The 25,530-nt window shown below is 51.2% G+C and carries 22 protein-coding genes; 5 read left to right on the plus strand and 17 right to left on the minus strand.

Annotation, left to right across the window (positions count from 1 at the left end; all coding sequences use genetic code 11):
• Window positions 1-2 precede the first annotated feature (2 nt).
• The 3 genes from BN8_RS22175 to pyrR are packed head-to-tail and all read right to left on the minus strand — an operon-like array spanning window position 3 to window position 2,324.
• The gene (locus tag BN8_RS22175; protein WP_009284184.1) at window positions 3-887 is read right to left on the minus strand and encodes an arginase family protein; all 885 of its coding nucleotides are present in this window, start codon (window positions 885-887) and stop codon (window positions 3-5) included.
• The gene (fdhD, locus tag BN8_RS22180) at window positions 865-1,734 is read right to left on the minus strand and encodes a formate dehydrogenase accessory sulfurtransferase FdhD (RefSeq protein WP_009284185.1); all 870 of its coding nucleotides are present in this window, start codon (window positions 1,732-1,734) and stop codon (window positions 865-867) included. The genes BN8_RS22175 and fdhD overlap by 23 nt, the downstream gene beginning before the upstream one ends.
• Before the next feature lie 50 nt (window positions 1,735-1,784).
• On the minus strand, window positions 1,785-2,324 hold the full coding sequence (pyrR, locus tag BN8_RS22185; protein WP_009284186.1) for a bifunctional pyr operon transcriptional regulator/uracil phosphoribosyltransferase PyrR: 540 nt from the start codon (window positions 2,322-2,324) through the stop codon (window positions 1,785-1,787).
• A gap of 142 nt (window positions 2,325-2,466) precedes the next feature.
• Between pyrR and pth the strand changes: the two genes are divergently transcribed.
• The 3 genes from pth (at window position 2,467) to BN8_RS22200 (ending at window position 4,941) form a co-directional block, all read left to right on the plus strand.
• Window positions 2,467-3,030, plus strand: a complete 564-nt coding sequence (gene pth, locus BN8_RS22190; protein ID WP_009284187.1) for an aminoacyl-tRNA hydrolase — start codon at window positions 2,467-2,469, stop codon at window positions 3,028-3,030.
• Between the two features lie 240 nt (window positions 3,031-3,270).
• On the plus strand, window positions 3,271-3,708 hold the full coding sequence (locus BN8_RS22195) for a hypothetical protein (protein WP_009284188.1): 438 nt from the start codon (window positions 3,271-3,273) through the stop codon (window positions 3,706-3,708).
• Between the two features lie 153 nt (window positions 3,709-3,861).
• Window positions 3,862-4,941 carry a nucleotidyltransferase domain-containing protein gene (locus tag BN8_RS22200; RefSeq protein WP_009284189.1) on the plus strand — a complete coding sequence of 360 codons (1,080 nt, stop codon included), beginning with the start codon at window positions 3,862-3,864 and terminating at the stop codon, window positions 4,939-4,941.
• A 31-nt stretch (window positions 4,942-4,972) separates the two neighbouring features.
• Here BN8_RS22200 and BN8_RS22205 read toward each other — a convergent pair whose 3' ends face one another.
• The 3 genes from BN8_RS22205 to BN8_RS22215 all read right to left on the minus strand — a co-directional run bounded on the left by BN8_RS22205 (window position 4,973) and on the right by BN8_RS22215 (window position 9,510).
• Window positions 4,973-5,824 (minus strand): M23 family metallopeptidase, encoded by an 852-nt coding sequence (locus BN8_RS22205; RefSeq protein ID WP_009284190.1) that lies wholly within the window; start codon window positions 5,822-5,824, stop codon window positions 4,973-4,975.
• Window positions 5,825-5,979: 155 nt separating this feature from the next.
• Window positions 5,980-8,433, minus strand: a complete 2,454-nt coding sequence (locus tag BN8_RS22210; protein WP_009284191.1) for an outer membrane beta-barrel family protein — start codon at window positions 8,431-8,433, stop codon at window positions 5,980-5,982.
• A 372-nt stretch (window positions 8,434-8,805) separates the two neighbouring features.
• Window positions 8,806-9,510, minus strand: a complete 705-nt coding sequence (locus BN8_RS22215) for an outer membrane beta-barrel protein (RefSeq protein ID WP_009284192.1) — start codon at window positions 9,508-9,510, stop codon at window positions 8,806-8,808.
• Window positions 9,511-9,826: 316 nt separating this feature from the next.
• On the opposite strand from BN8_RS22215, the gene BN8_RS32995 reads away from it, so the two are divergent.
• Window positions 9,827-10,132 (plus strand): hypothetical protein, encoded by a 306-nt coding sequence (locus tag BN8_RS32995; protein WP_144051795.1) that lies wholly within the window; start codon window positions 9,827-9,829, stop codon window positions 10,130-10,132.
• Window positions 10,133-10,134: 2 nt separating this feature from the next.
• Here the strand turns inward: BN8_RS32995 and BN8_RS22225 are convergent.
• A protein-coding gene (locus BN8_RS22225; protein WP_374755517.1) for an IS3 family transposase occupies window positions 10,135-11,243 on the minus strand; the annotation gives its coding sequence in 2 pieces (ribosomal slippage) (window positions 10,135-10,982 and window positions 10,982-11,243; 1,110 coding nt in all).
• A gap of 323 nt (window positions 11,244-11,566) precedes the next feature.
• On the opposite strand from BN8_RS22225, the gene BN8_RS22235 reads away from it, so the two are divergent.
• On the plus strand, window positions 11,567-12,118 hold the full coding sequence (locus BN8_RS22235; protein WP_144051796.1) for a hypothetical protein: 552 nt from the start codon (window positions 11,567-11,569) through the stop codon (window positions 12,116-12,118).
• Window positions 12,119-12,220: 102 nt separating this feature from the next.
• On the opposite strand, the gene rodA is transcribed toward BN8_RS22235, so the two are convergent.
• The 10 genes from rodA to BN8_RS22285 form a co-directional block, all read right to left on the minus strand.
• Window positions 12,221-13,501, minus strand: coding sequence for a rod shape-determining protein RodA (gene rodA / locus BN8_RS22240; protein ID WP_009284193.1), 1,281 nt, complete (start codon window positions 13,499-13,501; stop codon window positions 12,221-12,223).
• Window position 13,502: 1 nt separating this feature from the next.
• The gene (locus BN8_RS22245) at window positions 13,503-15,458 is read right to left on the minus strand and encodes a penicillin-binding transpeptidase domain-containing protein (protein WP_009284194.1); all 1,956 of its coding nucleotides are present in this window, start codon (window positions 15,456-15,458) and stop codon (window positions 13,503-13,505) included.
• 143 nt (window positions 15,459-15,601) lie between these two features.
• Window positions 15,602-16,609, minus strand: a complete 1,008-nt coding sequence (locus tag BN8_RS22250) for an SMP-30/gluconolactonase/LRE family protein (RefSeq protein WP_040006723.1) — start codon at window positions 16,607-16,609, stop codon at window positions 15,602-15,604.
• Between the two features lie 168 nt (window positions 16,610-16,777).
• A complete protein-coding gene (locus BN8_RS22255) occupies window positions 16,778-18,286 on the minus strand; it encodes a carboxypeptidase regulatory-like domain-containing protein (protein ID WP_009284196.1) in 1,509 nt (502 codons plus the stop codon).
• Window positions 18,287-18,413: 127 nt separating this feature from the next.
• Window positions 18,414-19,829 (minus strand): CsgG/HfaB family protein, encoded by a 1,416-nt coding sequence (locus BN8_RS22260; protein ID WP_144051797.1) that lies wholly within the window; start codon window positions 19,827-19,829, stop codon window positions 18,414-18,416.
• A gap of 39 nt (window positions 19,830-19,868) precedes the next feature.
• Window positions 19,869-20,294, minus strand: a complete 426-nt coding sequence (locus BN8_RS22265) for a curli production assembly/transport component CsgF (protein WP_009284198.1) — start codon at window positions 20,292-20,294, stop codon at window positions 19,869-19,871.
• Between the two features lie 45 nt (window positions 20,295-20,339).
• Window positions 20,340-20,858: a CsgE family curli-type amyloid fiber assembly protein gene (locus tag BN8_RS22270; RefSeq protein ID WP_009284199.1), complete on the minus strand. Its 519-nt coding sequence runs from the start codon at window positions 20,856-20,858 to the stop codon at window positions 20,340-20,342.
• Window positions 20,855-21,358, minus strand: coding sequence for a hypothetical protein (locus tag BN8_RS22275; protein WP_009284200.1), 504 nt, complete (start codon window positions 21,356-21,358; stop codon window positions 20,855-20,857). The genes BN8_RS22270 and BN8_RS22275 overlap by 4 nt, the downstream gene beginning before the upstream one ends.
• Before the next feature lie 105 nt (window positions 21,359-21,463).
• Complete coding sequence (locus tag BN8_RS31995) at window positions 21,464-24,007, minus strand: beta strand repeat-containing protein (RefSeq protein ID WP_009284201.1); 2,544 nt, start codon at window positions 24,005-24,007, stop codon at window positions 21,464-21,466.
• 77 nt (window positions 24,008-24,084) lie between these two features.
• Entirely contained in the window at window positions 24,085-25,479 is a 1,395-nt protein-coding gene (locus tag BN8_RS22285; RefSeq protein ID WP_040006444.1) for a beta strand repeat-containing protein, read from the minus strand.
• Window positions 25,480-25,530: the final 51 nt, after the last annotated feature.

A 25,530-nucleotide genomic window follows, 5' to 3' on the forward strand; every position in this document is an offset into this window, starting at 1 on the left:
GCTCAATAGGCAAAGCCTTGGTTCAGGAGTTCCACTAACTGCCTTGTCAGTTGGCCGTTAGTATCTAATTTAGGGTTGAAAATGGTGATCGTGACGCCTACGGACCTTGGGTCAGCAATTACTTTTTGGAGCAGATAAACCCACTCATCAAACGTTAATCCCCCCGGCAACCGGTAGTCAACAGCAGGCATGTTTTCATCGTCCAGTGCATCTACGTCCAGGTGTGTCCAGTATCCATCAAGTTCTGCCTTTTGCAGATAGTGTAAGGCGTTGGTTATGACGTTGCTGATATCCTCTTCCCGAAGCCGTTGCAGATCAAAACAAGTAATGGCTGTATCCTGAATGCGTTGGCTGTGATTCTCCTCCGCTTCGTCCTGATCACGCTGTCCAATATGCACTACGTCCGTATCCAGCACATACGGCTTCCGGTTGTTAATATTGGCAACAATATCCGGCCCGCGTCCCGTCACAATGGCAAGATCCATCGAAGCCACCTCGCCGTTGAGTTCAGCCTCCGGCTGGTAAAAATCAGCGTGGGCATCCACAAACAGCAATCCATACCGCCCGCGTTGTTTGAGAGCAAGCATAGGTCCAGGGAGGATGCTACAGTCGCCCCCCAATACGATCGGAAATTCACCAGCCTCGAGTACTGGGCGTAGCGTATCCGCTAACCGCCGGGCGATCGTAGCGATTCCCTCCCCGTTGAGCAGCTTTGTTTGCGGATCACGCACCGGGTTGTAAGCTATATCATGGGTAGGAACGGATATTGCTTTCCGAAAGGCTTCCGGCATAAAACCGTTTACGCGCAAAGCAGCCGGCAGCAGTTCCACCCCGGTCGTTTTTAACCCAAGGTTCGATGGCACTTCAATGATTCGGTACCGCTTCATCGTTTACGTGTGTCATCAGGTCAATACGTTCCGGAGACGTGTACAGATTGAAACGTTCGTCGCGCAGGAATCCAACGAGCGTCATACCGGCCTCAAACGCCATTTGTACCGCAAGGCTCGATGGTGCGCCTACGGCCGCCAGCAGGGGTACACCCGCCATCCAGCTTTTCTGCACCAGTTCAACCCCAATGCGGCCGCTTAGCAATACACCGTACTGCGTAAGTGGCAGCCAGCCCTTCCAGAAAGCAGCGCCGATCAATTTATCCAGTGCGTTATGCCGACCAATATCTTCGCGGACCAGTAGAAGTTGTCCGGCTTTGTCAAACAGAGCGGCCGCATGAAGCCCACCAGTGTAGGCAAATGCCCGTTGCGCGTCGCGTAACTGATGGGGCAGGGCCAGTAGCTGATCCGCCGATAGTTGAAAGGAAGAAGCAAGCCGCCCGGGAGTCAGTGCCTGTACCGCTTCAATAGTAGCCTTACCGCACAGCCCACAGCTCGACGAGGTAAATGTGTTTCGTTCCAGCCGCTGCCAGTCGACGACTACCGCAGGATTAAGCTCAACACGCAATACGTTTCCCTGTTTAGTTGCGTCCTGAACGCAGTGTCGACAGGAGATAATATCGGCAGGTTGTTGAATGATGCCTTCGGTCAGCAAAAAGCCAAACGCCAGCTCTTCGTCGTGCCCGGGCGTTCGCATCGTTATGGCCAGACTACGCTGTTGCCGGGCATCGACCGGACCAAACCCGAGCCGAATTTCCAGCGGCTCTTCTACAGCCAGCAGATCGGGCGTTTCGGCGACGGTATTACACTGTACCTTATAAACGGTGACGGGAGCGACCAGAGCCATACGTCGGGTGGGGGTTGTTTATAAGATAACGATCTGTGCAGCAAAAAAGATTAGCCTACTAGCCAGATCCGGTCAGCTTCGGCACCCTGCTCAGTCCATTCGACCAGAACACGCTGCGACTCCAGGGTGTTGACGCGCTTGCCGGTATAATCCGGTTTTATGGGCAGATCGCGGTTATACCGCCGGTCGATCAGGACCAGTAACTCCACTTGGCGGGGCCGCCCGAAGGCCGCCATGGCATCCAGTGCCGCCCTGACCATACGCCCTGTAGCCAGTACGTCGTCGATCAGAATAACGCGCTTATCCTCGATCAGAAAGGGCACATGGGTTGTGTTGGGCCGTAGCGGAGAGTCCCGCCGGCGGAAATCGTCGCGGTAGAACGTAGCATCAAGGTAGCCCAGTGGTATATCGCGGCCCATCGCCCGGTTCAGTTCCCGGCTCACCCGTTCGGCAAAGAAGATACCGCGGGGCTGCATACCCAACAAAACGGAGTTGGCAAAATCCTGGTGTTTTTCAATTAGTTCCTGCGTCAGCCGGCTAATGACAATCTCCAGCAGCGGACTGGAAAGGATAAGGCGTTGTTGATTCATGAGGTAAAAATAGTCAATCAGTTAGTCAATTAGTTCGTTCATGTATAGGAAGACAAGTAGCAGGTTCGCGCGGCTTGCGTTGAAAATAGTACGAAGTTTGCGGCAGCTTAGGTACAGATTAACGTATTGACTGGTCTGGTTTATGACTAAATTTTTGATTGTGGGCCTCGGAAACATCGGCCCGGAATATGCGCTCACCCGCCACAACGCCGGTTTTATGGTGCTCGACCGCCTGGCCGCTCAGCATGGTTTTGACTTCTCGATGACTCGCCTGGCCTATACCGCCAAATGGCAGCACAAAGGTCGGCAGTTGTTTTTTGTAAAACCCACTACGTATATGAACCTCAGCGGCCGGGCGGTTCAATACTACATGAAGCAGGAAAACATTCCGATCGAAAACCTGCTGGTTGTCACCGACGATAAAGATTTGCCGTTTGGCAAGTTACGTCTGAAGCCCAAAGGTTCGCCGGGTGGGCATAATGGGTTGCGCAACATTGACGAAGTACTGGCTACTCAGGAATACGGTCGACTTCGGGTCGGAATCGGCAATAATTTCTCGAAAGGTCGTCAGGTAGATTTCGTTTTAGGGCAGTTTCCTGAGGATGAAATGATCCAGTTGCCGGACTATCTGGACCGGGCAGGTAACGCAGTCATTTCATTTTGCACTATGGGAATACAATTTGCTATGAACAATTTTAACCAATAATATAATCTTTTAAAGAACTTTCAAACTTTGCAAATAAATTTTTTATACAAATCAACAACTCTTTGTGTAAAATTTTATTCTGTCAAATTTAAAATTATAGTTTTATATTTTAGATTATATGGAATAATCAATCTAATTTTCAAAATAAAATTCCGTATCGACCCATTACAAGTTTTGCATCCAATGAATTTATAGAGATATTTGTGCGTTCAATAACTGAAAGCAAAATAGAACAAAACAATGAAATCGCGTGTTATCTTTGTGTCGCTGGTTCTTGGATTAGGACTGGCGGCCGAACAGGCAACCGCGGCTACCACCTTCACTGATGATAGCCCGGCAGCAAATAAGCCGGCAACCGCACTGCTGGTCAATGGTACTGAGAAGCAATTTGCTTCCTACGTTGAACAGCGAGTAAGTCGTTTCGCTCGTAAATCTGATTGGCAAAACTACATTAAAGTAGTTTCGTTGTATAACCAGAATCCGGTTGCGGTGTTAAGCCTCAACAAGGCTACCCGGGATTCATTTAACAATGCCGCTAATCAGGTAAATGAGCAACTGGCTAAACGGAGTGATTCCGAAGCCAGCCGCTGGTTGACTCAGGCCAATTACACAACCCGGATGATCAACTTCCTTTGGGATACTGATCGGAGAGCCAGCGAACCACTTGAGCTAGAGTAGTATAAAATTATACCAAATTGCTCAGGTTTTTTGGAACAGAAATGGGTAAAAGTTAGTTTTTCATGTAGAAAAGGTTAAGGGTTTAGGAATAGTCAGTATAGGGTCCTCTGCTTCGATCAGGGGACCTTATCTTTTTTATGGGTATTTTGCCCCATGACTATTCAGGATCTGCGCGAACGCAACCTTATTCTGTTCGAATGCATCAGTGGCAGCAAGGCCTACGGTACCAATCTTCCCACCTCAGATACTGATATTCGGGGCGTCTTTGTGATCCCTCAGGATGATTTGTATGGCCTGCACTACATAGAGCAGGTCAACGACGACCGCAATGATGTAGTGTTTTATGAACTCCGCCGATTTGTGGAGCTGCTCGCTAAAAATAATCCGAACATTCTGGAACTGCTCTGCGCACCCGACGACTGCGTGCTGTATCGCCATCCGCTCATGGATCGGCTGCAACCGGGCGATTTTCTGTCGCGTTTGTGCAAAGACACCTTTGCGGGTTATGCGGTGAGTCAGATCAAAAAAGCCCGCGGTCTCAATAAGAAAATTTTAAATCCGGTACCAAAGGATCGGAAATCGCTGCTTCACTTCTGCTACGTGATGGCCGAACAGAACAACCCGTCATCGGCTTCTCGTCCCCTTCTCGATTACTTAGCCGAACGGCACTGGCATCAGGCGCAATGTGGACTGGTCAGTATTCCACACGCCCGCGACGTGTATGCGCTCTATTACGATACCACCGCTACCCTCAAATTTCCGGGCATTATTAAATACCCCGAAGCCGACGAAGTTTCGCTCAGCAGTGTTCCGAAGAAGATGAATCCATCGGCTTTTCTCTACGTCAACCACGACGGCTACTCAAGTTATTGCAAAGACTACCGGGAGTACTGGGAGTGGGTAGAAAAACGAAACGAAACCCGTTATCAGAACACGCTCGAACACGGCAAAAATTACGATGCCAAGAATATGATGCATACGTTCCGGCTCCTCGACATGGCCGCCGAGATTCTGCAAACCGGTCAGGTGATTGTCCGGCGGCCCAACCGCGACGAGTTGTTACGTATCCGGGCCGGTGCCTACGAATACGACGACCTGATCGCGCAGGCGGAGCAGAAAGTAGCGGCTGTTGAAGCAGCCGCTACCGCAAGTCCCCTACCCGCCCGCCCGGACCTGGTACGTATTGAACACCTACTGATTGAGATACGGAAAGCGTGGTACGCTCAGCTCTAAGAACGTGGGGCTTGCCTCAAGCCTCACCAGTTTACTTCACTTCCGGCATATCGGCGGGGTCAATCAGTAAATAACCAGGGTTGATACGAGCCCCGTGCCAGCGGGCACCAAGGTGCAGGTGTGGCCCTGTGGTTCGTCCGGTAGCCCCAACAACGCCAATTTTCTGGCCTTTCGTGACGGTCTGCTGCGGCTTAACGTCGTAACTTTTCAAATGGAAATATTCGCTGATCAGGCCATTTCCGTGGTCGATGTATACCGAGTTACCACTGAAAAAGTGATTAGCTGCCAGTAGTACCCGCCCGTTTCCAACGCTTAGCACAGGCTTCCCGGCACTGACTTCGTAGTCCTGGCCCGTATGCCGGTCGCGGGGTTGACCGTCGAAGCTGCGACAGGCCCCAAAATTCCCCTGGCCTTTGGGCAGCGGATTGGTCGGCTTACCAACCGGAATATCAAACACGGCCGGGCGCACATCAGCTTTATAAGTTAACAACGGTTCCACAACGGCCATCTCCTTCCGGTGCCGCGTCTGGTTTTCAGTCGATACGTTGACATACTCTTTCTTTGCAAAGTCTTTGATATCTTCCTGAACGCAGGGCTTTTCGGTGACGGTAAGTTTTGCGCTCTCGAGTCGTCCACCGGTTGTCCGGCGCGAGATGGTATACGTACCGGGCTTCATTTCCATATCGACGGGATAATAGCAGGTTCCATTAACAGCCTCCCAGGCCCGCTTTTCAAAGCTGCATCGTTTGCAGTTTCCGGCCCAGCGAGCTACAGCCCCCTGTGCTACGCTTACTGACTTAGGCGCGGCATTCGATGCCTGCTGCGCCTGACTTTCGATGGTGATTAACGTGAGTGTACTTACAACCAGAACGATGGTTTTCATAGCGTTGGTAATTTGTCCGCTATGCTAACTGGAAGTATCCTTAAATGTTCAAACACAAAAAAGCCAGCCCTCAATGCGGGACTGGCTTTCACGTTTTCTTAACCTAAACTAAACTCTATGCTCTTTAGTATCTGTGTCCGTCTGTTCCAGCAGGCTTAGTTGCTGCCGCCACCGGCCCGGTTGCGCTCAGCTTCCGTACTGGTGCTACGCTGGCGGGCAGCTTTTACGTTCTGGTTACCGAAACGGTAGGTGAACGTAGCGCGGGCTACCCGGCTCTCCCAGCGGGATGTTATCCGGAAATCAATGTCCTGGTATTTGGCGTATCCTTTGAACTGATTCAGCCAGAAAGGATCGTTTACGTTCAGTTTCAGCGTACCCTTCTTGTTCAGGATCGTCTTTTGCAGACCGATACTGAAGGCGCCCTGCGGCTGGTAGCGATAAAAACCATATAGCCCCTTTGAGTTGTACCACCCCGCCAATTCGGCCGAGAATCCTTTGCCCAGCGTGAAGGTGTTTGATGAATACAGGTTGTAGGCTACGAAGTCTACGTTGTACTGCGCACCAAGGTAGGGCGAATCGAACTTGTTGTAGAACACCGTAATGTTGTTCTGCATATTCCACCACTTCCGGATCGGCAGCGGGAAACTCATCGTCAGGCTCACGTTATCCTGCGTCGCCAGGTTGTCGGACGTTACGTAGGTAATGTTCTGCTCCGGAATCTGGCCCGGCACTTCGTTTACGATCACGTCCGTGGTCCGGCTGTACGACAGTGACGTCGAGAACGATCCCTTATACACGTGCGTCAACTGGAACGAGTTCGTGAACTGTGGTTTCAGATACGGGTTGCCCTGCTGGTACGTGTACGGGTCGAGGTAGAACCGGAACGGGTTCAAATTCTGGTAATTCGGGCGGTCGATCCGGCGGCTGTACGAGAAGTTCAACACGTTGTTGGTATCGAGTTGGCGCGACAGGAACAGCGTCGGAAACAGGTTGGTATAGTTCCGGTCTACGATGCGGTTCAGCGTTACGGAATTGCCTTTTGAGTGCGTCTGCTCAACCCGCAGACCGAACTGCAAACTCGTTTTCTTGTCCAGCTTACCCGAGTAGTTGGCATACACTGCGTTGATATTTTCCTGGTATTTGAAGCGGTTGCTCTGGTTTTCGTTCAGTACCCAGCGGCCATCGAGCAGATTCTCGAACACCAGGTTATTGTCTGACTGTACGTAGCTGCTCTTGATACCGGTTTCCCATTTTCCTTTCTTCGTCGGGTGCACGTAGTCTGATTTGAACGCCCAGATGTCGATTACCGACGGCATGTCGTTGCGAACGGTTTCGGTTGGTTGCGCTGGCTCATTCTGGGCATTGAGGTACGTCGTCACCAGATTATTATACGAATCACCGTTGTAGCGAGAGTAATCCATGTCGGCAGTTAGCTCGCGGCCTTTGCCGTTGAATTCGTACTTGTAGTTCAGGTTGCCGGTCAGGTTCGTCCATTTGTTCTGCACCGTCACGGCCGTTGTCGGCTTCAGCGTAATTTCACCGGCAGCGTTCCGAATGATGGTGTTATTGACGGCATTGTACTGATTCCAGTCGTTGATAAATCCCGTAGCCAGTACCCCAATCGTGCTTTTCTTACTGATGAAGTAGTCCAGACCAGCGCGGTAGTTATGCCCGTCGAAGCGATTCGGCCGGTACGATTTCTGGTCGAAGTACGTAACCGTGCCGTTAAACGGAATGATACGGTTCAACTCATTTTCCTGAAAGCGCCGGTTGTGGAAGTAGCTGTAGTTACCAAATACGTTGATCTTTCCTTCGCGGTGGTTCAGGTTCAGGCTCGTATTATACTTCTCGAAGCGGCCCATACCCAATCCGGCTACCCACGTACCATTCGTACCGAAGTTTTTGTTCTTCTTCATCTTGATGTTGATGATCCCCGAGTTACCAGCCGCGTCGTACTTAGAGCCGGGATTCGTAATGATCTCAATCTTCTCGATGTTATCGCTCGGCGTATTTTTCAGCAGGTTAGCTACCTCCTGGCCTGACAGGTACGTTTGTTTGCCGTCGATGTAGACGATTACTCCCGACTTCCCTTTTAATTGTATCTGATCGTTCTGGCGGTCGATGGTTACACCAGGCGCTTTTTCGAGTACTTCCAGGGCTGTGTTGCCGCTGGCCACGATGCTGTTTTCAACGTTTACGACCGTACGATCTACCTGCTGTTCAATGAACGGCTTCTTAGCTACGACTTTCACTTCCGACAGGCTTTTGGTTTCGTCAGTCATAGCCAGCGCCGGTACCTCAATTGCCGGATGAGCCTCGTCTACCGAAAACCGCTGGCTGTACGTCTTACGGTAGCCAATCTGCTGCGCAGCTACTACGTATTCGCCAGCGCCTACGTTTTCAAATTCGTATTTACCGCCGGCGTCGCTGACAGCCCCTTTCACCAGAGTAGAGTCTTTCGCCTTCAGCAGCATCATGGTCGTAAATTCAAGAGGTTTACCGGCTACTGTTCCAACCTGTCCGGAAACTTTGCCGCGGGTTGGAATTTGTCCGAATGTGGTTGTTACCGTTACCAGAATAACCGCTAAAAAAGTATATATCGGTTTCATACGTGCTGCTTTGTTAGAGAAAGGTTCTATTAGATCTGCTGCGTAAGTACATTGCAAAAGTAGGTAGTATGCATCACAAAGTACCTGTTCTTACACAAGCGGTCTATTGAGCTGTATGAACGGATTATGCAACGGGCTTATTGATTGATGAAGGGAATGCGAGCTAAAGAGTGAAGTCAGTTGCTCAATGTTGCATACCGCTACAATTATTTTTCAATAAATTTTAAGACCGTTTGCTACAGGTACCAGGTGATAGAAGAGTAGGCGCTGAGGAGGCTTATCCATTGGCATCTTGAAGCCGTTTTCTGATGTCCGCAGGATGTAGAAATCCTGCGGACAATTCATCCTTGGCTTTTGGGCGCTATTGGCAAATTACAATTTGATGCCAGCCGACCAGACGTTCATGTCTGGTCCTTCCCCTGCTCTGAACAGGCTGTTCGGCTCGTAGCGGACAAACAGGCGGGTATGCCGGCAGAAACCAAGTTCGGTAGTCAGGCCCCAGCGCAACGGATTCAGGTTATAGGAGCCGTGGGTTCGGACAGCAGAGCCACTAACCGGCTTCACTTTGGTGTAACTATCGAGTCGCAGCCCGGCGTATGCGCCGACACCCAGCGACAGTCCCGACCGAAACGTTACGTTCAGAATAACCGGCAGGTTGAGTTGCGCCGTGGTTAACTTTGACTTTTTCAGTTCTTCGGCGGCTGGTTCCACAACAAGCTGATTGTCTCGCTCGACCAGCTTGTTCTGCCCGTCAAACATAAAGTTGTTCCAGGCTACCTCGGGTCCCGTAAAAAGCCGGAGCTTGGTGCTACCCTTTACAGCCAGCGGCACCCGGTATTGCCACGATAAAGCGACGAAGCGGGAACCAACCGGCCGAAATTCGTAGTCAGCCGGAACCGAGCCACCCACGTTGTTGAAGCCAACGTAGATGTGGAGATCGTCGGCGATGCGTTCAACAGTTCGCGAGGGTTTTGCTTTAACGTTGATTTCGGCCCTGGTGGTGTCGCTTTGCTGAGCAAAAGCAACGGTTGAAGCAATCAGGAAGGATGCGGTCAGGATGTGTTGTACGGCTTTCATGATTCAGTTGTATTTGTTGTTTACTGTTGTCGGTATGAATACGAAAAGTAAGGGTTTAGGAACGGGTCTCACTGTGTATTCTGACCAGTAGATGATAAGCAGGCCGGGGCTGGTTGCACGGCGTACCTGATTTTTTTTGATGACTCAAAATCATTGTACCGAAACCTGACCTACAATTGAATCTTGAAGATGGGCCTATCGCCTGGGAGCACACCGGCCAAGCAGTAACCGTGCATATTCAGCGAACACAGCAGGGAACATATTGGGGCAGCTACATTGGGGGCGATAACGGTGGACAAGGTGGTGGCACACCTGTTTGGATGTTGGACCAAGCCCCCCTGATCCAGGTGGGGGTGGTGGAGAGCCGATCTATGATGCGGTTCCTAAACAGTTATTAAATGCAAAAAAAGTTAGTAGAGATTATTGTCAAAACAGCAAAACTGTATTTTACAATATGTATCGTGCGCAAGAGACACGACACAAAGAGCAGGTCGCTTTTGTAACAGACAAAGGCATCTTTTGGCTTGATGATAGTGAGAATACAAATACTACCTATTATGTGGGTAAACCTAGTGACTATCCTGTTGGCCCAGATGGAAAGCGTTATTGTAAGTACCCCTAATCTCAGACAGTACCAATTAGAGTTTCTTCGTTTTCAATCACCCTGCTTTTCCACTCTTCGGGCGTGAGATTACCCAATGACTCATGGGGTCTTCTTAGATTATATTCCTCTATCCAATCGCTCGTCAATTGCCGGACCTGTTCAAGGTCAAAAAATAGGTAAGCATCCAAAATAGCCTCCCGGTATAGTCGATTGAACCGTTCAACGTACCCATTTTGCATCGGTTTGCCTGGCTGGATGTATTGAATCTCAATCTTCTCGCCCCTACACCAAAGCTCAAAATCACCCGAAGTAAATTCCGGGCCATTGTCGGTTCGAATGGTCTTGGGCTTTCCTCGTTCTTTTATCACCCGTTCCAACGTTCGGATGATCCTTTTGCTGGAAAGTGAGGTGTCGATCTCAATCGCCAGCACCTCCCTCGTACAATCATCGATGACGTTGAACGTCCGGAATTTACGGTTACCTACCATCGTATCACTCATGAAATCCATACTCCAACTGCTGTTAATTGCGGTCTGTTGTTGCAGCGGATGCTTCACTCGAGTTGGCAGCCTACGCTTCCCCTTACGTTTTCTATTCAGCTTGAGCAGTTTATAAATCCTATACACCTTTTTATGATTCCAGGTCTGGCCAGATCTTCGGATATAGGCAAACAGTTTCCGGAACCCATACGAAGGATGGGCAAAAGCCAAATCCTGCAATACCTCAATCACAGCCGTATCATCCTTCCTGGTGTTATAATAGAATTGCGAACGCGGTAAAGACACTAGCTGACAGGCCCTGCTCACGGGAATAGCGTGCTCCTGAACAATCTCCTCGGCTAATTGCCTTTTGGTGGCAGGGCCCAACCTTTTTTTGTGAACAGATCCTTCAGGATTTGATTGTCCATCGCCAGATCAGCGTACATCTTCTTCAAGCGAGCGTTCTCCTCTTCGAGGTCTTTGAGCCGTTTGACATCGGAAGCTTCCATACCACCATACTTGCTCTTCCAATTATAAAAAGTAGCTTCAGAAATGCCATGTTCGCGGCAAATTTCCTTGGTGGGGATGCCATTCTCCTGCTGCTTAAGGATTTTGACAATTTGGGATTCGGTGAATCGGGTCTTTTTCATGGGAATCAGTTTAAAATTAGCATTTTTCTCTAATTCAAAACTGTCCGAATTTTAGGGATACTTACATTATTTCTATATGAATGGAGAGCTCGCTACCATACAAGCTATTATTCATACTCATCCACCAGGTACGCAACATGATAACATGTCAAGCGATGATGCATTTAATGGTGTGACGTTCAATGTACCTAACTATGCGATAACAAGTGAGGGTGTTTGGAGAGTCAATCCTGGCGGAACGCCCAGTAAGATTGATAACAACAGAAGTAATGCGTACGACTGTATTTTAGCAAAAAATCTTTTCGAGCTAAATTGATATGATAATGTGGACTTCAGTGGCTTTAACTTTTTTAAGCACATTGGTTGATGTTTCTCAACAATTTAACAAAAAAGCAGAGCATACTTTTCAGCCATGCTATATGTCTAAATTTGAGTTGAAAAATAAAGACTTAGATAAATGCCTGAAAAAGTATATTGGCCAAGTAGAAGAGCATGCATTACCTATAGTGGCCATTCAAAGGATGAAGGATACAACCTTTGTCTTTGTAAGTGCTACTATTTCTGCTAATTCAATTAAGGGTGGACTACCGACTTACATAACAACTATTGGCAAGCGCGAGGTTGCTGTTTATAATGGCGGTGAGTCCTTTCTCAAAGGAGAAGAAAAATGTGTAGATAATATGATTAATCATCTTCGCGAATTTTTGCTTGTTGACAAAATTAATGCAAAAAAGGGGTATCCACCTGGCACAGAAGCTATTTATGGATATGACCCTGTCTGGGCAAAAATCACACTAGTAAACAATACAGTTGTAAATGTAACTGACGACGGAGTAGCTCTTCGGGCAATTCCGTATTTCAAACCACACTTATAAAAACAATAAGCAATCATTACCAATGGCTGAAGCTCAGTTATAAAAAAAAGCAGTGGCGGGTAAGCTGTAAAAGCCTACCCGCCACTGCCTGCAAATCGTGACTTATATCCGCGACATCATACTGGTCCGGCGCGAATCGAGCTTCAGAAAGATGAACAGCAGAATGGAGAACGACCAGAGCGATGAACCGCCATAACTAAAGAACGGCAGCGGAATACCGATTACGGGCATCAGGCCGATGGTCATACCGACGTTGACCAGTACGTGGAAGAAAATAATGCCCACCACGCAATAGCCGTATACCCGGGCGAATTTGCTCCGCTGTTTTTCGGCCAGAATGACAATTCGACACAGCAGGCCGACGAACAGCCCAATTACAATGGCACTGCCGATAAAACCATGCTCTTCGCCGATGGTACAGAAAATGAAGTCGGTGCTTTGTTCCGGTACGAAGTCAAACTTTGTCTGCGTACCTTCCAGAAAGCCTTTCCCCTGGAGCCGCCCGGAACCGATGGCAATTTTTGCCTGCGTTACGTTCCAGCCCACGCCCAGGGGATCGATGGTCGGGTCGAGTAACACTTTGATACGGTTGCGCTGGTGTTTTTCCAGCACATTCTCCACCAGAAACTCCGTACTGGTAGCGTAGGCCATAGCCAACATGCCGATACCGCCGATAATCAGCATGTTGCGCGGAGTACGGTTGTAGCGAGGCAACAACAGGATAACCAGTCCGCACAAACCCACCAGTCCAACAAACAGCACCATATTTGGAAGCGCCAGGCCCAAAATCAGCAGGGCAGCCGCGGCAATCACCGTCATCGGAATCCAGCCAGGCAAACCCTCGCGGTAAAGCACCACCAGAAATGACGCAAAAACGAGCATCTGCCCCGCTTCGTGCGACGCCAGAATGAGCAGGCAGGGCAGCACAATCATTCCGCCGATATACAGCAAATCTTTTTGTTTCGTCAGATTGATCGTCGGGCTGTCGAGGTACTTGGCGATGGCCAGTGAGGTAGCCACTTTGGCAAACTCGGCTGGCTGGATTGTAAACGACCCCAGTTTGAACCACGACCGCGACCCGTTGATATTGCTACCGGCTACCAGCACCAGCAACAGCATCAAAATCAAAAAACCGTAGATAATGTACGCAAACGAATCGTAGAAGCGGTGGTGAATAACCAGGACACAGATAACCAGGATCACCGTGGTACCGATCCACATAAGCTGCTTACCGGCGTTAGTCGATAAATCGAACAGGTTGGTATGATCCTCGGGACTATACACGGCCGCGTAGACATTGAGCCAGCCGATCATGACGCAGCCCAGGTACAGAATCAGCGTCAGCCAGTCAATATTGCGGGCGAAGGGATCTGTACGATTCATATTAATTACCACTCGCGACTGCGGGCGCGGTAACCGATTTCGGTTTAGTGTTCGTCATCAGTGGTTTAGCCGAATCCACCGACTTGCGACTCGAATCTTTTTTCGGGGCAGGTACCTTGGTTTTGGGGGCCTGATTAATAGGCGGCAAACTGGCGGTGGCCATTACCCGTTCTTCGAGTTTTTTGGCCTCCGTCCGGCGTTTCAGATACCGTTCAGCCACCAGAGCCGCCACGGATGCGGCAGCGCCCCCACCCCAGCCGGCACGCTCAACGAACACGGCAATTGCAATCTTAGGGTTATTCATCGGAGCAAATCCGACGAAGATGGAGTGGTCATATTTATGGCCGTATTTTGCGTTCTGCGACGTACCCGTCTTTCCACACAGATCAATATTGGTTGTGTTGACGAGAGGGGTCACCGTACCGGCTACCACCGCCCGGCGCATCCCGTCAATGACGGGCAAATAGTATTCCCGTTCGATCCCAATTTCGTGGTGTTTGACGTATTCGGCCGGTACACCAGCGCCCTCTTTCCCGAAACCCTTGATGTAGTGGGGGGTGATGTAGTAGCCACGATTGGCAATAATAGCGGCCAGGTTAGCCAGCTTCAGCGGGCTGATGAGTAACTCACCTTCGCCGATACTGAGCGAATACACGTTAGAAAACTTCCAGCGATTCTGACCACCGTACACCTTATCGTAATAGTTAACCGTGGGCAGATTACCCTTCAGTTCGCTCGGCAGATCGACACCCAGCCGCTGCCCAATACCAAACTTTTCGACCCAGTCGTGCCACTCCTGCAAGCCAATGGCCGAAGCCCGGAACGTGTTCCGTTCGCCGTTGTTGTAGATCATTCGGCGGAATACGTTGTAGAAATAGGGGTTACACGAGTACTGCACGGCTCCGCGCAGGTCCTGCCCTCCGCGGCAGTGGCAGCGCATGGGAGAGCCGCCGTGACCGTAAACAGTATGGGTCGAGAGCGTTCCCTGCTGCTGTGCCACCAGGGCCTGAATAAGCTTGAAAGTTGACCCCGGCCGGTAGCTCGCCATGATTGGTCGGTTAATCAGCGGCTTATGCGGATTTTTCATTAACGCCCGGTAGTTCTTCGAAAAGAACCGGCTCGACAGCATATTTGGATCGTAGCTCGGAGCCGACACCGACACCAGAATTTCGCCCGTCGATGGTTCGATGGCGATTACGCTGCCCACTTTGTTTTGCATCAGGCTATCGGCATACTTCTGAGCTTCCAGATCAATACCGGTAATGAGGTTCTGCCCAGCCACGGCCAGTGTATCAAATGCACCATTCTTCCATGAGCCTTTGTTGACGCCCCGCACATTCTGCATGATGAACTTCACGCCCCGCCGACCCCGAAGCTGTTCTTCATACTGCTCTTCAAGTCCGTTATGTCCAATGTAATCCCCCTGGCGGTAATAGGGAATTTCCTGCTCGTCCAGTTGTTTTTTGGTAACCTCACTGACGTACCCGAGAGCATTGGACAACGTCTGGGCCGGATACGTTCGCATGGAGCTGATGACCGGCTCAAAACCCCGGTAATCAACCAGTGCATCCTGAATGCGGGCAAAATCTTCCTTGGACAACTGCCGTAGAAACAGCGACGGTTTAACCGGCGAGTAGTTTTTAGCCAGCCCCATGATGCTGTCGAATTCCGACAGGGTGATATCCATCATCCGGCAGAAAGCCAATGTATCCGGAATCCTGACTTTTTTGGGCGTGACGTACAGGTCGTAAACGGGCGTATTGTAAACGATCAGCTTCCCGCTTCGATCATAAATCTGTCCGCGGTACGGTATTTCAATAACCCGCTTGATTGAGTTCTTCGACGACCCAAGCGAATAACTATCATCCAGTACCTGCAGGTAAAACAAACGAGTCAAATACGTCAGTCCGACGAGGCAGAAGACGCCGATGATGACATACTTACGATTCTCCAACATGAGAATATATATCCTAAATCCAAGCTACGCAGCTCAATCCCTTACAAAGATAGCAAAAGCAAAGACGAATGGTTCGTGCTGTTTCTTAATGTTAGGGTAATCCAGTAATTCATTCAATACTTGCAATTTACATGGCCAGGACGTTACCAGCCTTTCGCCGTGGTTCTGACCCGGCAGAGGTACATATCGGCGGTGATATAAAGCGTAGACCCATCGTCTCCCCAGGCGCAGTTGGCCGTAGCACCCCCGATGTTGATATGTCCCAGAAATTCTCCCTTTGGTGATAGTACCAATACCCCGCCCGGCCCGGTCGTCCAGATGTTACCGTCGCGGTCAAGTTTCAGGCCATCGAAACCGCCCTGTAGCCCCTGTTTCTTTAATCCGTCGGGGCCAAAAATCATTGTACCCTTACCGATGGCTCCGTCTGCCTGAATGGGGTAAGCCATTATAACGGGCTTCTCAGGGTCTGACTGCGCTACGTAAAGTGTCTTTTCATCAGGAGATAAGGCAATGCCGTTGGGGCGGGTCAGGTCATCGACCAGCCTCGATACGTTGCCGTTGGGCGCTACACGATAGACACCGAATTTGTCAATCTCGCGCGTAGGATCTTTTTCTTTCCTGGGCAGGCCGTACGGTGGATCAGTAAAGTAATAGCTTCCATTGGAATGGGCCACTACGTCGTTAGGGCTGTTAAATCGCTTACCCTCGAACGTATCGGCCAGCGTTTTTTTGCCACCTCCCCCACTAAGCGGCATGGCCGTTACCCGTCGGTCGCCATGCTCACAGGCAATGAGCCGTCCCTGTGCATCAATCGTCAGTCCATTGGAGCCGGGTTCATCGCCGTAGGGGAGCAGGCCGGTATATCCGGAAGGTTTCAGAAACGGCCGACAGCCTTCCTTCTCGGTCCATTTGTATATGGTGTTGGCCGGTACGTCGGAGAACAGCAGGTAGTTGCCGTTTTTGATCCAGACCGGCCCCTCCGACCACTCGAAACCGGTAGCCAGCACGTCAATCTTCGCGTCTTTGGGAATAAGTTTATCGATTCGGGGGTCGGCGCGCACAATCTGACCGATTGTGGGATAATTTGGCGTCTGGGCCGATGCCCCTGCCGCAGCCAGGAGGAAAACCGGAATCAGTAGGTTAGCGTTCATAAGGTCAATTGTAGGAATGTACAACAACATTACAAACGTTTGACCGGCCACGCAAACCACAAAAGTTCTGGCACCGCCAACGCTCAGGGAGGGGCAGTGCCAGATACTGCATTATTAGCTATAAAGTCTATTCGCGCCGGATTAGCCGTCCGGCGTGAAGAGCACGCTTTACCGCCAATACGGCATTTCTGCCTGGGAAAGTACCTGCGTCCGGTTACCGCCGGTGATGTCCAGAATGAACACATTCCGCTGACCGGTGCCGGTATTATCGGTATTGGTAAAAATGACACGCGAACCATTCGGTGAGAATCGCGGATCAAGGTCGTTTGTACCCGTTGGCTTTACGTTGACGTTCTGGTTGTTGACCCGTAAGGTCGACAGATCCACCACATCACCCGTGGCAAGCGTCAGAAGCGTCATTCGCGCATCGAGTTGCCGCCCCTGCTCATTCGAAAAGTTGCTCACGTCGTACGAGAACAGCACCTGCCGACCATCCACTGAAAAGACCGGATTGCTGACCCGACTGGTCGGTCTGCTGAAGACCAGTTCCGGCGTACCTCCATCCGGTGAGAACAACAGGAGTGTATTGTTATAGATGCTGCCGTTCGTCAGTCGCGCTATGATGCGATTGCCGACGCCGGTCCAGTCGCAGCCTGCAAACGCCTGCCCGGGCGCAGCCTGCCCTACCACCCGGAGCCCGGTCCCGTCGGTACGTACAGCATATAATTTATCGTTGCTCGGGTATACTAGTTGCGTTCCATCCGGAGACCAGCAGAACGACAGGTCCGTTGCCGACAACCCCGCGATCGGTACGTTGGTCACCCGGCGCATGTTACTACCGTCGCGATTCATGACGTACAGGTGAAGCTCCGTTTCAGCGTTCGAGATGAACGCAATCTGCTCTCGGTTCGGACTTACAATGGGCCGCCAGTTGCTGCCGACGCTGGTCAACTGAATGGCATCGCGATCCGTGTTCGCCGTAAAAATCTGGTAGCGTCCGTCGATACGTCGGGCAAATACGTAGGCAAAATCCGGGAACGGCACCGTCCGAAACGACCAAACATCGCTGTTGACCATGTTGACGCCGTCTTTGACGATGACCTGCCAGTAGTACGTAGCGTTGTAGGCCAGGTCGTCGACTACCAGCGTATCCTGCCGAACGCCCGTGTACGATCGCGTTGGTGTCGTGCTGCCTTCGCGGAACAGCAATACGTCGTACGTCAGGGTATCTCGGTTAGGGTCAGTTGCTTTCCACCGCAATATTGGCCGGATGGGCACCTGCGTGGCACCGGGTGCCGGACTGGGCTGCGAGGCCGCCGTTGGCGGGCGATTCTGCGCCCGGTCGTTCACCAGCAGCACTGTCACGACGGCAATCAGCGACTGATCGGATTCGACCGTAGCAACCTCGGTACGATACCCTTCTTTCGATACCTGAATAGTGTATTTACCAGCCAGTACGCTGTCAAAGCGAAAGTTACCCGTTGAGTCGGTTTCGGTAATCCGACCAGATGGACTAAGCCGCACCAGCGCATCACTGACCGGCTGGCGGTCGGCGTTGAGCAGTACCTGGCCCCGAATGGACCCAACTTGTCGCGGCTCAACAAATGTATCTTCTTCGCACCCCCATAGGAGTACCAGGCTGGCAAGAATACCAAGCACTACAACCAAATGTCTCATTTATAGCTAATAGATTAGTAGACGGCCTGAGCCGGAATGATTGTGGATGACGTGTTTCAGAACCGGTTTACTTTTTCGGTTTATCGTCTTGGACATGATTTGAGAACCGTAAACCGTAAATCTGCCCCTACTTTTTCGCTGCGTTATCAGGTTTAGGGGACGTAAAACGACCCAGGTTCAACACCAGCCCCAGCGATGCCCGCAGGTAATAGTCATTAAAGCGCCCAGCCGTAATGCCGTCGAGGTCGTCGGTCAGGGGTTGTGCATATTCCAGCGTTGTCCGGATGCTGAAGGCCTTGGCGGGTGTGTACTGAAGCCCGATGCCGCTGTTGATTTTGTAGTAGCGGCTGCCCTGCAACTCGAAGGCTGAATTACCGCGCCGGGAAATCATTCCCGCCCCAACGTAAACAAACGGAGTGGTACGCTGGAACGGCAGCATCCGGAAAAAGAGGTTGGCGTCCAGCGTACTGACGTTCGAACGAAACGTTTCTCGGCTGGCCAACGTACCAACTCCGCCGTTGATCTGAATAGCAACAACCGGCGTAATATGAAAATCGAACGAAGCACCGTAGCCCGTTTCCAGCACCCGCCGACCGTAGTCACCCGAGTACCGCCAAACCGACCCGTAAGGTTGCAGGCACCAGAACGGCGCGTTCATCGCGTACTTCCGCACACCATACACGTCCGTTTCGCTCATCTCGGTCTTTTCCTTGTCGTAAGCATCGAGCAGGGGTTTTGTCTGGGCAGCCGCTTTGTCGCTCACCGTCCAGAGTCCATCCCGAATGCCCTCGATTACCAGCGAATGAACGGCCTTTTCGATGGCTTCCGTTACGGCCATCTGCGCCGGTTCGTTGGTCGTGAAACCCGTTTCGGCCTCCAGCAACCGCTTGAATCGGACGTATCGAAAAATGCCGGCATCGACCGACTGAGACAGAATGGTTTTCGACGTGTAGACCGTTTTAAGAATTTTGCCCGACCGGGTGGCCACCGCCCGCAGGTACACCGTTACACGGTCCTGCCGGTACTGCGTCGAACCACCCGTGGCAAAATATTTCAATCCGGCCCCCCCCGTAATGATGTTGGCATCGTAGGAAACCACGCCCCCTTCGAGGATTACGCCGGCGAACAGCAGCGGTGGCAGGTTCTCGCCGTCTTTGTACTGCGCTACGCTGGAGCGCACGATTTTCCGTTCGTTGAGGAGGTTACCGACGTTTTCACGCTCAATGGGTGTAAACCAGCCGCTTTCTTCCAGCGCCTTCAGCAGAATGTTGGTCGTGCCCTGCGATACGGCAGTTGAGAACGTAGAGCCGACCTCCGATTGCTTGTACTGACCGGTCTGATCGCGGAATTTATATACGGCCGCTACTACCTTTTCCTTGGCGGGTGGCAGTCGGCGGAGTTCAGACGTAATGGCGGTTTCTTCGCCCAGCCGGGCGGCCCGGGGGCGGGTTGGTTGTTGAAAGTACGGACTGCACCCGGTTAGTACCCAGCCCAATGCCGATACTATTACCCAGGGCATAGCTCTTCCCTGTAGGAATGTCATGATGTAATACGAAAAAGATGTGGATAGAAAAGACCCCGCTTAGAAATAAGGAACCGTAACGGTAGTTTCGCCCCCCCGGCCATCCGTGATGCGGATGATGATGCCGTCGGTTCCATTGGTGACATCGACCTGAAAATCACCGAAGCGATACGTTCCCTCCTTGATGTCCTCCTCGCCAAATTGCTGATTAACAAGGCTGGTGGTAATCCGGCTTAATAACTGCCGCTGCAAACTTTCGGCAAAGCTGTTGAGGGTATTCTGGCTGGTATTGGTCGACGTTGTCGTGCGCTGAACGCTGGGGTCTTTAAGCTTATCCTGCGCCTGGGCTGAGCTGAGCATCCAGGCGTAATTGAAGGTGTTACCGCCGAACGAGGGGTTCACCGGGCGGTAGATTAACTGCTGACCGTGGGCCATCATGGGCAGGCCCAGCAGGAGCCAGCAGCTCCACTGTAGAACTCGTTTCATGGATAGAAAATTTAAACTTTATAGCTATTGTTGGCACTTAATTCATCAGAAAATACCGGAGCCTTTCTGGTCTTCGTCGCCCAGTTGCTGCTGGGTGTCCCGGTAACTGATTATGTACTGACGGATCGTTTCGACCGCATTCAGCGCGTACTCTTCGATGATGTCCTGGCGAGCCTGGACGAACTGCTGCCAGAGCAACTGATCGTTGACCGATACGGATACAATGTTGCCGATACCCGATGTAGAGGGCAGCTCATCAATGGTGACCAGAAACACGTCCAGTTCAAAATCGAGGGGTTTTCTGGCCAGTTGGCTCGTGTCGGCCGGGGCCGAGGGCGGAGCATTGACGTAGGCTTTGTAGAACGTTTCGTAGAAATCGCGGCCGATTTTGCTGCGGGTGTTGTCGAGCAGCAGGCTCTCGGCGCCTTCTTCGGTGAGCGTTTCCTCCTTCAGCACCTCGTTCAGATCGCCCAAGCCTTCTACCTCCGGGTCCTGCGCCAGACAGACTCCGCTGACGAGCATCCCCAGCAGAAAGGCTACGAACCGGACGTACTGGCGTTTCATCGGACGTTGGTGATTTGTAACTGCATCCCGCCCGACTGTTCCACTTTGATGGGCACGCCCGTCGCGAACGGATAGCCGTCGCTGGTCAGTCGGTTGCCGTCGCCCCGCTGGGTGATCTCAAGCTGCTCGTTGCTGACCCGTACGTTGCGCAGGTCCAGCGTGTTGCTGTTGCCCAGTTGCCCGAGCGTGAAGGTGTTCTGATCGCCGACCAACTCCAGACCAAGCTGATTGCTGTTCCCGCTTTGCGTAAAGCTCAGGCGGTTACCAGTTCCCGAACCGGACAGGCTTACGCCATTGCCCGCGCCCGTCTGGCTGATGGCAATCTCCGGTGAGCCGCCCGTGGTGGTCTGTCCCGTAAATTGCGACAGCACAGCCTGTGTCTCGTCGGAGAGTTGCGTTCCCGGACGCCACAGAGCTTCCGACTGGGTCTGGACCTGTCCGGATTGCGCCCACGCGCCGAACGGCACGAAAGCGATTAGCCAAAGTAGATTACGTTTCATGGTTTACCCTTGAAGTTTTAGGGTTAAAACGGCCACCGAGCCTGAATTCTGCAACACAAACCCGATGAACCGTTTAACCATCCACACTGGTTACCTGTTTTACGCTTACGGGTTAGCTTGCTGCGACATTACCACGTTCCCGGCTCCGGTCTGGTTCAGCAGCATGATGTTGCTTGATACAGCAGCACCAGTCTGCGTAATATCAGCGGTATTGTTTCCCCCGTTCTGCGTAGCAAACGTATCGACACCACCAAGGCCACCGACTTTGTTACCATTCCCGTTTTGGGTGATGGTTGCAATCTGGTTACCGGTACCCTGATCGATCAAGACGCGGTTAGTAGTGCTGGTAGCACCATTCTGCTGCTTCACGGTAAGCTGATCACCACCGTTCTGCTTGGCCTTGGTTTCATCGCCACCATCCTGCGTGATGTCCACTTTGTTCGAGTTACCCGAAACGTAAAGACCCCGTGCTGAGTTGAGATCAACGGTTGTGCCACCACCGCCACCGGTACCAACTTTGTTACCATCGCCAGTCTGGGTGAGTTTAACCTCGTTCTTGGTAGCCGAGCTTGTTGCATCACTCTGGATGGCTATGTTGGCCTCGTTTACAGTAGTAATGCCACCTGTTTGTGCTATAGTGACCTCGTTATAATCGCCACCAATAAAAAGTCCTCTAGAGGTGTTGTTAATCCCTGATCCCGAGCCATCTTCAGCCTTTCCGACCCAGTTACCAGCGCTACCAGCTTGTGAATCCTGATTAATTATCACTGTATTATTATCTCCATTCACGGCCGCATTAACACGGTTTCGGAATTGTGAACTTGCGTTCTGACCAACCTGAGAGATTAGCACTTTGTTATCTACGCCAGGCGCTCCGGTGGGCGATCCAGCATCCCCGAACACCTGAACACCGGCCCATTGACGGTTACCATTCTGCGTGATAGAGAAATTCGGGTCCGTTGGCGCATTTACCCCTGAATTAGCTGCTCTCAGATTGAAAGTACCGCGGTGATTACCATTCCCTTTCTGATCAATTAAGATATTATTATTGTCATTACCTGTTCCGCGCAATGGCGACATACGAATAAAAGCAATGTTCGCATTACCACTCGCCTGCTTAACATTTATGATATTATTGTTACCAAAGGCTTCAATCTCGTTGGCCTGCTGCCCATTTCCGCTTTGGATAACGGTAGTTCTATTTCCGTTACCAACCTGAATAACCCCTAACGCATCTACCGTTGCCGTATTTGGATCCGTTGCCAGACTAGAGGGAGCGGCTGAGTTGTTATTACCAGTTTGTGAGATGGTAATTTCATTCGACATCCCCTGCTGAGTAGCAACCGCTCTGTTATTGTTTCTCGCTGCTCCTGCTGCACCCTGCGTTACCGAAATCGTGTTGTTTTTCGTTTCAATACCGGTGGCACCATTTTGATACGTGATTACCGTATTGGCGTTGCTACCCGAACCGTACTGAGTAATCGTCGACGTATTGCCTGAACTGTTGTTATTCTGGTTAACAGTCGCCGTATTGAGCGTACCCCGCTGTGTGGTGGTAGCCGTATTACCCGAGCTGACACCAAGTGCACCGGCGTTCTGGTTAGTAGTTGCCGTCTGGCTGGTACCGGTCTGATCGATGGTTAACGTATTACCAGAACTGGCGTTACCCCCGAAAACACCATTTTGGTTGGCCATTGCGGTGTTGCCAGTTCCTCCCTGAGTCACGGTTGCGTTGTTGGTCGAACTGTTGTCCTGTTGCTTAACCGTAGCGGTATGTGAACCACCCCCTGTCTGATCGACTGTCGTCGTGTTATCAACCGAGTTATTGTTCTGATCTACGGTTGCGGTAGAACCGGCTGATCCAGATTGCGTTACCGTCGCACCATTCCCCAGCATACCGGCACCACCACTGCCGTTGTTCTGATTAACCGTTGCGGTGTTGGTGTTGCTGCTTTGCGTAATAGACGCTTCGTTACCCTGGCTGGCTCCGGCAGCACCTCCCTGTTGGTTGACCGTAGCGGTGTTTTTGTTAACAGTTGTTCCAGGAGTACCTCCCGTAAAGCCCTGGTAAATATCAGCTGTGTTGCCCGACGAGTTGTTCGATTGGTTGATAGTACCGGCATTGGCAGTAGTCGAACCACCGTTACCGTTCTGGCGTACCTCGGCGTTGTTGCTTGTGCTACCACCCAACACGCCACCGTTCTGATTGATACTAGCCGTGCTATAGGTGCCCTGCTGCTGCGTTCCGGCAAAGTTCCCTGATCCGGCCGCGCCCCCCTGAGTAGCGCCAGTCCCTGACGTCAAACCACCACTTAAACCGGTAGCGGTACCGTTCTGGTTGATCTCCGACGTATTGTTGGCTCCATTCTGAGTAGCACCCGCCCGGTTACCCTGCGAACCCTCTTTCTGGTTCACTGTTGCCGTATTGGGCCCAGTCGTATTTCCGTTCTGAAACGTACCCGCGTAGTTACCGTAGTTTGTCTGGGCGCCCTGCATCTGCTGAATGTTGGACGTTTGACTATTACTACCAATCTGTTCAGCCTGGGCTTGCTGGCTGGAACCATTCTGGTTAACCGTTGATGTATTTTGCGCGGAAGCCGCGGCTGCCATAAGCAACAGCGCCGACCCGGTTAGTATGATTTTCTTCATAAATAGCAAAATTTACAAGTATGAAAAACCAAGACAAGCCGCCTGCTGATACAGGCGGCTTTTACGAATCAAGCCTATTACGGATTGGGTACGCCAGTCTGGGTAATAGTAGCCGTGTTGCCGGTTCCGTTCTGATAAACGCTGGCAGTATTGGCAGCGCCGTTATTAGTCTGGCTTATAGTCAGCGTGTTATCAACGCCTAATTGCGTAGCGAAAGTGGGGTCTGTGCTGTTCTCGCCAGTCCCTTGAACTACGTTACCATTACCTGTTTGCGTAATTGTAGCCTCGTGCAAATCACCTGCCTGATACAGTTTAGCCGTGTTGGAACTTCCATCCTGAGTAAGTGTAGCGACGTTACCGCTGGCAATATCACCACCAATGGCTTCACCAACTTTGCCCTGTACAATTTCAGCCGTGTTTCCAGAACCGTTGCGCTGATTGATCGTTGCCTGGTTTCCACCATTACCATCATTATAGGCGCTTTGCTGCGTAATTTTGGCTGTGTTAATTCCACTTAGCGTTGCCTCCTGATTAATCGTAGCCGTGTTGTTAGCTGTTTCATAAACCTGATCAATCGTAGCTTGATCTGATCCAGCACCAAACTGGTTAACAAATGCCTGGTTGTCGTGGCTGTTCGTCGTTTGGTTGATTGTAGCAGTGTGCCCGCCGGTTGATTGCTGCACTGCGGCCAGGTTGTTATAAGAAATATTCGTCTGATTAATTGTAGCCGCTCCCGATGCTCCGCTTGCCTGCGAGATGCTGGCTTCATTGCCAATACCCGCACCGCCACTATTATCTATCTGGTTGATAGTTGCTTCAGCGCCACTAGTTAGCTGTGTGATGCTGGCTTCGTTTTCTGTACTGTTATTTGACTGGTTAATCGTTGCTACGTTATCGGAAACGGTTGCGCCTGAGGCTCCCTGATTTACAGTCGCTATGTTAGCAGTTGAACCATTGTTTTGGTTTACAGTCGCTCCATTACCAGTTCCAACGCCATACTGGAAGACTGTTGCCTGGTTCCTTACGCTGTTGGCATTTTGATTAACTGTAGCATCGTTGCTGGAACCATCCTGCAGAATGCCCATGAAGTTACCATCACCGCTGGCGGCAGCATTGTCATCCGCTACTACGTTTGCGTTACCACCACTATTGTTGCTTTGGCTTACGGTTGCGGTATTATCAGTTCCGTTTTGCTGCGTAACACCTGCCCGGTTCGCTTTTGAACCATTGTCTTGGCTGACAGTGATGGTGTTAGTACCACCCGACGCATTCTGGACTGTAACAGCGCGGTTACCGTAGTTTTCGCTACCACCTTCATTTTGACTGATATTCACCACTTGTGAGTTACCAGTTTGAGTTGGGGCAGCCGTCTGTTGCTCACCCACCTGATTAACCGTTGCCTGATTAGACTGGGCGAAGCCCGCTGCTGCGAAGGCCATCAGGGCCACGCCAGTAAGAATAACTTTTTTCACTGTGAATAGAGATTTGAGAGGTTATACAAAAGAATGGAGGACGATAAACGT

Source organism: Fibrisoma limi BUZ 3, from assembly GCF_000296815.2.
Classification (GTDB): domain Bacteria; phylum Bacteroidota; class Bacteroidia; order Cytophagales; family Spirosomataceae; genus Fibrisoma; species Fibrisoma limi.

Bases quoted from the DNA above. Each gene is read 5' to 3' on its own strand.
- BN8_RS22175 (WP_009284184.1), bottom strand. From the start codon at position 887: ATGAAGCGGTACCGAATCATTGAAGTGCCATCGAACCTTGGGTTAAAA.
- fdhD (WP_009284185.1), bottom strand. From the start codon at position 1,734: ATGGCTCTGGTCGCTCCCGTCACCGTTTATAAGGTACAGTGTAATACC.
- pyrR (WP_009284186.1), bottom strand. From the start codon at position 2,324: ATGAATCAACAACGCCTTATCCTTTCCAGTCCGCTGCTGGAGATTGTC.
- pth (WP_009284187.1), top strand. From the start codon at position 2,467: ATGACTAAATTTTTGATTGTGGGCCTCGGAAACATCGGCCCGGAATAT.
- BN8_RS22195 (WP_009284188.1), top strand. From the start codon at position 3,271: ATGAAATCGCGTGTTATCTTTGTGTCGCTGGTTCTTGGATTAGGACTG.
- BN8_RS22200 (WP_009284189.1), top strand. From the start codon at position 3,862: ATGACTATTCAGGATCTGCGCGAACGCAACCTTATTCTGTTCGAATGC.
- BN8_RS22205 (WP_009284190.1), bottom strand. From the start codon at position 5,824: ATGAAAACCATCGTTCTGGTTGTAAGTACACTCACGTTAATCACCATC.
- BN8_RS22210 (WP_009284191.1), bottom strand. From the start codon at position 8,433: ATGAAACCGATATATACTTTTTTAGCGGTTATTCTGGTAACGGTAACA.
- BN8_RS22215 (WP_009284192.1), bottom strand. From the start codon at position 9,510: ATGAAAGCCGTACAACACATCCTGACCGCATCCTTCCTGATTGCTTCA.
- BN8_RS22235 (WP_144051796.1), top strand. From the start codon at position 11,567: ATGTGGACTTCAGTGGCTTTAACTTTTTTAAGCACATTGGTTGATGTT.
- rodA (WP_009284193.1), bottom strand. From the start codon at position 13,501: ATGAATCGTACAGATCCCTTCGCCCGCAATATTGACTGGCTGACGCTG.
- BN8_RS22245 (WP_009284194.1), bottom strand. From the start codon at position 15,458: ATGTTGGAGAATCGTAAGTATGTCATCATCGGCGTCTTCTGCCTCGTC.
- BN8_RS22250 (WP_040006723.1), bottom strand. From the start codon at position 16,609: ATGAACGCTAACCTACTGATTCCGGTTTTCCTCCTGGCTGCGGCAGGG.
- BN8_RS22255 (WP_009284196.1), bottom strand. From the start codon at position 18,286: ATGAGACATTTGGTTGTAGTGCTTGGTATTCTTGCCAGCCTGGTACTC.
- BN8_RS22260 (WP_144051797.1), bottom strand. From the start codon at position 19,829: ATGACATTCCTACAGGGAAGAGCTATGCCCTGGGTAATAGTATCGGCA.
- BN8_RS22265 (WP_009284198.1), bottom strand. From the start codon at position 20,294: ATGAAACGAGTTCTACAGTGGAGCTGCTGGCTCCTGCTGGGCCTGCCC.
- BN8_RS22270 (WP_009284199.1), bottom strand. From the start codon at position 20,858: ATGAAACGCCAGTACGTCCGGTTCGTAGCCTTTCTGCTGGGGATGCTC.
- BN8_RS22275 (WP_009284200.1), bottom strand. From the start codon at position 21,358: ATGAAACGTAATCTACTTTGGCTAATCGCTTTCGTGCCGTTCGGCGCG.
- BN8_RS31995 (WP_009284201.1), bottom strand. From the start codon at position 24,007: ATGAAGAAAATCATACTAACCGGGTCGGCGCTGTTGCTTATGGCAGCC.